9 protein-coding genes are annotated in these 5607 nt (G+C 48.1%); 1 reads left to right on the top strand and 8 read right to left on the bottom strand.

Translation table 11 applies throughout. The annotated features are described in order from the left end of the window. Positions 1 to 293: hypothetical protein (locus tag OEV79_12260; GenBank protein ID MDH4212208.1), on the top strand; the 293-nt coding region annotated here is incomplete at its 5' end. Between the two features lie 152 nt (positions 294 to 445). Here OEV79_12260 and OEV79_12255 read toward each other — a convergent pair. From OEV79_12255 to OEV79_12220, 8 genes are all read right to left on the bottom strand, one after another. After that, complete coding sequence (locus OEV79_12255; protein ID MDH4212207.1) at positions 446 to 805, bottom strand: response regulator; 360 nt, start codon at positions 803 to 805, stop codon at positions 446 to 448. Positions 806 to 815: 10 nt separating this feature from the next. Then, positions 816 to 2393, bottom strand: coding sequence for an ATP-binding protein (locus tag OEV79_12250; GenBank protein MDH4212206.1), 1578 nt, complete (start codon positions 2391 to 2393; stop codon positions 816 to 818). A gap of 125 nt (positions 2394 to 2518) precedes the next feature. Next, positions 2519 to 2728, bottom strand: coding sequence for a hypothetical protein (locus OEV79_12245; protein MDH4212205.1), 210 nt, complete (start codon positions 2726 to 2728; stop codon positions 2519 to 2521). 2 nt (positions 2729 to 2730) lie between these two features. Next, the gene (locus OEV79_12240; GenBank protein MDH4212204.1) at positions 2731 to 4158 is read right to left on the bottom strand and encodes an HD domain-containing protein; all 1428 of its coding nucleotides are present in this window, start codon (positions 4156 to 4158) and stop codon (positions 2731 to 2733) included. Positions 4159 to 4485: 327 nt separating this feature from the next. Then, positions 4486 to 4680 carry a hypothetical protein gene (locus OEV79_12235; protein MDH4212203.1) on the bottom strand — a complete coding sequence of 65 codons (195 nt, stop codon included), beginning with the start codon at positions 4678 to 4680 and terminating at the stop codon, positions 4486 to 4488. Between the two features lie 12 nt (positions 4681 to 4692). After that, positions 4693 to 4899, bottom strand: coding sequence for a hypothetical protein (locus tag OEV79_12230; protein MDH4212202.1), 207 nt, complete (start codon positions 4897 to 4899; stop codon positions 4693 to 4695). Between the two features lie 61 nt (positions 4900 to 4960). Further along, positions 4961 to 5155 carry a hypothetical protein gene (locus OEV79_12225; protein MDH4212201.1) on the bottom strand — a complete coding sequence of 65 codons (195 nt, stop codon included), beginning with the start codon at positions 5153 to 5155 and terminating at the stop codon, positions 4961 to 4963. 194 nt (positions 5156 to 5349) lie between these two features. Continuing rightward, positions 5350 to 5607, bottom strand: a 258-nt coding sequence (locus tag OEV79_12220; protein ID MDH4212200.1) for a hypothetical protein, incomplete at its 5' end; no start/stop codon positions are given.

Below are 5607 nucleotides of genomic sequence, written 5' to 3'. Positions count from 1 at the left end.
AGACGATCGAGTTCCCCTGGCCGATCGCGGATGTGGTGCTCCAGCATCACGAGCGCCTCGACGGTTCAGGCTACCCGCGCGGCCTTAAGACCGGGAATATTATGCTCGAATCGCAAATACTCGCGGTTGCCGATGTCGTCGAAGCGATGTCTTCTCACCGGCCTTACCGCCCGGCCCACAGTCTCGATGTTACGCTGGATGAGATATCCAAGAACAAAGGAAAACTGTACGAAGCCGATGTCGTGGACTCTTGCCTGTGGTTGATAACGGGCAAGGGTTTTAAATTCAATTAAAGACCCAGATCAACAGCAAAGCATGTTCTTATACGATAAAATTGTGTAGTATACAGTAGTACTTATGGAGTTCTACCACACCCATACAGGCGCGTTAGACGTGATGTAATGTTTTTTTGACGTATGGTACGCCGTACAAATATATAACATCTCTATTCACCGATCAGTTCAAATATTTTTGCCCGGAGGGCTGAAATGTCGATCGGTTTGGTGATGAACGCCGCAACGTTCGAGGTTTTCACGATGATATCGTCTTCCATCGGCCGGTAAGCCGAGATTATTACTATGGGGATTCGTTTATCCTTTTCTCTTATGCGTTCGATGGCTTCCAGTCCATGGACCTGCGGCATTTTGATATCCATGATTATGAGGTCGAAATGCTCTCTTAGCGCAAGGCTCAGTGCGTCCTTGCCGTTGGAAGCTTCCACAATATCATAGATATCCTGGAGTGATTCGGTCAATAAGAGCCGGATAGGTTCTTCGTCATCGCATACCAATAACCTTTTTTTCATGTATCCTCCTTTATTTATCGCCTGCTGGCAAATAGACACGACAGGTCGTCCCTTTACCCTCTTCGCTTTCGATCTCAAGTTTTCCGCCGTGGTCGTCAACAATCTTCTTCACTATGGCGAGACCGAGCCCTGTGCCGCGGCTTTTCGTCGTGAAGAATGGCGTGAATAACTTTTTTATGTTCTCGGCAGACATTCCCCTGCCGTTGTCTGCCATCTCGGTCACCAGCCACTGGTCTTTCCTGCAGAACTTTATGGTCAGCTTTGGGTCCTTATCCATGGCGTCGATGCTGTTACTTATCAGGTTATTGAATAGGCTCTTCAGGGATTCTTCTTCACCTTTGATCCGGGTGTTCACGTCGCCGCTGATGAAAATTCTTACGTTTCCCATATTCTCGGTTATTTGAGTCATGAGCTGGCGCAGGTCGATATCGTCCGCTTTAATATGTGTTTTCGTGCGTGCGAAAGTGAGGATGTCGTCGATGATGTGATTTATGCGTTTTGTTCCGCGGTGGATCTCGACGCTGAACGCCTTTATTTTGTCGGGTTCGCGCGTCTTCGCCAGCAATTGCGAAAAACCGTCGATCGCGGTAAGCGGGTTTCTGATCTCATGGGCGACCCAGCTGGCCATTTTGCCGAGATAGGATAATCTCTCCGCGTGGCGCAATCTTTCCTCAAGCGCTTTGATGTCGGAGAGGTCGCGAAGAATGCCGACGCAGCCGGAAATACTATGGTTTAATGAACTCATCGGCGAAACTGATAGACCCACGGGGATCGTTTCATTGTGCGCGTTTTTGATCGCTACCTGCACGCGGTCAGAGGGTGTGCTGGAAGCGATGACCTCCTGCATTTTCTGCCACATTGGTTCAAGGCCATCGATATCTTTGATGTTCTTCCCCATGAGAGCAGACCGGCTGGTGCCCAGTACACGTGCTGCTTCGGGGTTTATGGTCGTTATCACTCCATCGCTGCTCACCGCGATCACGCCGCTGGCTACGCTGTTGATGACCGTGTCATGGTAGCTTTTCAGATCGATTTCTTCTGCGGTCATTCTGGCGATCTCTTGCTCCAACCTATGCGCGAAATTCTCCAGTTCTTTCTTTTCGGTGAGTTCGCGGCGTATCTCGGTCGACCAGTAACTACTTATGATCGATACGATAAATATGAACGGTATTCGGATAAGGATCGCCGAATCGAGGATCGAAATTCCGGGGTTTGCCCGCAAGAGCAGCCAGCCATATAGAATGCTGGCAACGATGGCGATCGGTATGCTGCCGCGCAGATCCTGTCCTACCGAAGCGATGAATATGATGAGGAAGTAGATCAGGTAAAAATCCGTCTGCATACCCTGTGCGAGGTATATGGCCAGCGAGATGGCGATGACATCGGTCAGGAAGATGGCAAAGGTGACAACCGGGCGCGAGAATTTGGTTTCGGGGATGAAGTAGAATATTATGTTCGATATGAAGTAAAGCAGGGCGACCAGGTAGCCGGGCGATGCGATATTCAGCCCGCGCTTGGAATAGGTCATCATCAGTATGGTGGACAGGATAAGTACGAAACGTAACAGAAGAAGTATTCTTTTCTTCAAGGGGCTCTCCTTTTTAAGAATTCTATGTAAATGACGGAAACTGTATCCTTCTGGATACAGTCTTCCATCGCATTCGGTTGCCGGACAAGGCGTTTAAATTATAGACGATCTCCTTTCCTTATGACTCAGAGCGGACCGGCATAGATCCGCGTACCGCAGCGTGCCAGACACAGCACACTGCAATTCCACACCATGCCGACATTCCGCAGACCCGCTCTCTTCGATTTTGTTAACTGTCGTCTGTCATTCCTGGCTCGAATGCCTGCAAAAAATTTTAGGTCTTTCTTAATTGCACGATTGTCGAATCTGAGTTTTTTCATTATGTCACGCGCCATGATCAAGTCTTCTGCAGGTTAAGCACGGTCTGGCTGAAACTGTTTCCGTTCTTGGCGGAATCCGATTCGAGATCCCCGAGCAGCGTATCTCTGCTGAAAGTATTGATAAAATTACCGTTGTGACCGTTGACGCCAAGATCAAGGAAGATATTGGCGATCTTCGCGTCGAGCTGGCTGCCCGAGACTTTTCTGATTTCGGTGCGTGCTTCCTCGTCGCTGAGCCGTTTTCTGTATGGACGGTCTTCGGTCATTGCCGAGAAAGTATCGCATACTGAAAGTATCCGGGACTGGATGGGAATCCTGTCGCCCCTGATGTTTTTGGGATAACCCCTACCATCCCAACGCTCATGGTGGTATAAGACCCAGTCCCGGATCTGGCGGAGCCCCTTGATGGGGTCTATTATTGTTGCACTCTGCTTCGGGTGTAGCTTGATGACTTTCCACTCGTCGCTGGTCAAGAAACTTGGTTTTTGCAGAATGCATTCAGGTACCGCGATCTTGCCTACATCATGGAGTAAGCCGGCAAATTTGACCAATTCCAGATCGCGGCCTGTAAATCCGATAGCCTCGGCAATTGCTGAAGCGAGTTTTGCCACTTGGAGGGAGTGGCCTCTCGTGTACGGGTCACGCATTTCGATCGCCTGGACCAGAGAATAGACCGACTCGAAATTCATCTCGTGGATGCGGTCGATGAATTGCTCACGGTCCAGCGCGATTGCTATCTGGCTGCCCATTGTTTTGACGAAGTCGATATCATTATCAGAATACCTCTTCGGCTTCTTCAGATATAAGGCCATGGCGCCAATGGGCGCGCCGCCTTTGGAAACGATCGGCGTGCCGAGGTAGCTCGTGAACCCTTCGCGTCTTAATAAAGAAAGAACTCCGGCGTCTTCGTCATCGGCGAATTTGTCGATTATCAGGGTTCGTCTGTTTTCGATAACCGATTTGATGAATTCATTACCGTCGCCGGTGACTTTCGCCTGGAATTCGCGGCTGAGGTTGTGCGTTTTGAGGACATTGAGTTTGCGCCCCTGCTTATCATATTTATATATGCCAACGGCATCAGGTCTCAATGTCTGGTTGATTTTGTCGATAATGGCATTGATGACGCCGTTGTAGCTAAGGCTTGAGAGCATTACACGGTCAATATCCTGTATTGACTTGAAAAGATTTAAATTCTGTTGATAAGCACGGAAAACCCTGGATATGAACACCAGCCCTAAGAACATTGATCCGCCGACCAATAGGGTCAGGATTTCCATGTTAATTCCTATTGAATAGCCGGCCAGATCGATCGCCCTCACAGTACCCATGAACAATAGAGGTAAAGCAATGAAGGCCCAGCCATACGCTGATTTCCCGCCCATTTGCCTCAGCGCGAGGATGGCTGCTGTGATTTGGAGGATTATGGCCGCTATTATGATTATCATTTTTTCACCACTCGTTTAAATAGCAATATCCGTGCCAGGGGTTTTTGTTGTTAAATATCGAAATATCTTAGTGAATGGAAGTGAAGTTTAAGTCTCAATAGTGTGCCATAATGGCACAAATATGGGGGTATCCCGCAGGATAAATAAATACAGGGGCTGGATTAAGTCTAGTGTGCCAAAATGGCACACTTATACCACCTAATTCTCAAAAGCTCGAATTATCCCTGTACCTCTGAATTCCTTATATATAAATCCTTTTTCGTACTAACAAATACCTAACTTCTCTATGCTCGCTTGTCGCTCCTTTTTGTCAGACTTACAGATCTTCTATCTTAGAGCGTACGCTTTGTGCCAGCCTACTTCTCTTACCGACGCAATGCTGTTTTTGAACAGACGGAGCTTCTGCTCCGGAGACCGGTGCCTGAGCTTCAGCACGATCTTCTCATCATCGCGGTAAGCGATTTCGCCACGGTATTGCGAGCCATCCAGCATCTTTACCTGATAAAGATGTAAGATCTTCATCTCATTAGCTCCTTAGGCCAGTGTTGGTGACGGAGGTGGAGCATCCGGACCAACGTCTGGTGACGGAGGTGGAGCATCTGGACCTATAGCCAGTGTTGGCGACGGAGGTGGAGCATCCGGACCGACATCTGGTGAAGGTGGCGGGGCATCTGGGCCAACTGCTACGGCTATACTCACAGTTAGGAATACTCCTAGCATACATATAAGCAGCTTCTTCATGGTTCTCTCCTTTCAATCAATATCTTCTTTGTTATTATTGCTGTTTTTACCATAAATCCCCTTATCTCAGTGCAAATGCTTTTTGCCAGCCTAATTCCTTGACTGAGATAATTCCGCTCTTGAAAAGCCTTAGTTTTTGTTCTGGGGATCTATGTCTCAGACGGAGTACCAGTTTTTCTTCATCCTTGTAGGCGATCTCGCCACAATACCTGGCACCGTCTGTTGTCTTTACTTCGTAAACGTGCAATACTCTCACATTATCCTCCAATAAGATGAGATAGAATACAACAACCTCGTGCAAAACGCCGCGTCAGGATTCCAACTTATACCAGGGAATTATTATGGCTATTTCTGGAATGTTGTCAACCCTCTAGATGACCACTTAAGTCTTGATTGGATCTCAATCGATTTAAGTCTATTCGATGCTGCCTGTATTAATGCGTATGTACCTTATTTCTGACTTCGGCCGATGGAAAACGTGCTGTCGTTCACGATATTGAATTTCTTGATATATCTATGCAGGCTCCGACGGCCTATGTGCAGCATCTTTGCTGCCTTGGTCACATTCCAGTTTGCGAGATTGAGCGCCTCGATCACTGCTTCTTTTTTGATATCTGTGAGGGGCATGACTTCGGCGGTTTTTGTTTTTTCGAAGCCGATATCCTGGAGGTTGATCAGCTTACCCTTTGCCAGAACGACGGCCCGCTC

It is taken from the genome of candidate division WOR-3 bacterium (assembly GCA_029858255.1).
Classification (GTDB): domain Bacteria; phylum Hydrothermota; class Tepidihabitantia; order SM23-42; family SM23-42; genus SM23-42.
This window is presented reverse-complemented; position numbering and strand designations above follow the sequence as displayed.

What these genes read in the sequence shown, in the direction of transcription:
- OEV79_12240 (MDH4212204.1), bottom strand. Translation starts at nt 4,158, where the DNA reads ATGATAATCATAATAGCGGCCATAATCCTCCAAATCACAGCAGCCATC.
- OEV79_12230 (MDH4212202.1), bottom strand. Translation starts at nt 4,899, where the DNA reads ATGAAGAAGCTGCTTATATGTATGCTAGGAGTATTCCTAACTGTGAGT.
- OEV79_12235 (MDH4212203.1), bottom strand. Translation starts at nt 4,680, where the DNA reads ATGAAGATCTTACATCTTTATCAGGTAAAGATGCTGGATGGCTCGCAA.
- OEV79_12255 (MDH4212207.1), bottom strand. Translation starts at nt 805, where the DNA reads ATGAAAAAAAGGTTATTGGTATGCGATGACGAAGAACCTATCCGGCTC.
- OEV79_12245 (MDH4212205.1), bottom strand. Translation starts at nt 2,728, where the DNA reads ATGGCGCGTGACATAATGAAAAAACTCAGATTCGACAATCGTGCAATT.